The organism is Vibrio sp. T9 (assembly GCF_003123985.1).
In the GTDB taxonomy this organism is placed as follows: domain Bacteria; phylum Pseudomonadota; class Gammaproteobacteria; order Enterobacterales; family Vibrionaceae; genus Vibrio; species Vibrio diabolicus.
Window position 1 is genome coordinate 1 of sequence record NZ_NIGY01000122.1, and the last position, 345, is coordinate 345.

Here is a 345-nt window from a genome sequence, read left to right on the forward strand (position 1 = left end):
ACGACGCGGCAACGCCCTCTGCGCCACGGCGAGCGACCTGCGCGGACTGGGCTTCGTGCTACCGCCGGGTGAAGACGAACGCTGCCTGCCCGACATCTCGGGTCTCCACTACATCTACGACGTGAAGCAGCAACGCGTCACCGTGGACGCGCCGCTGGATCAACTCAACCTTCCCCGACAGATCCTCAACAAAGCCGAACGCAGTGCCACGCCACCGACGAGCGGCACGGGCGTTCTGCTCAACTACGACCTCTATGCGGCCGAAGGCGGCGGACTGGGCAACGTCAGCGCGTTGACCGAGCTACGTGCCTTCAGCGAGGGACTCGGTGTACTGAGCAGCACCGA

At 65.2% G+C, this 345-nt stretch carries 1 protein-coding gene; it reads left to right on the forward strand.

What is annotated here, in order from left to right; genetic code table 11:
* Positions 1-345 (forward strand): hypothetical protein (locus tag CBX98_RS26390; RefSeq protein WP_197710260.1); only part of this gene is annotated, 345 nt, incomplete at both ends.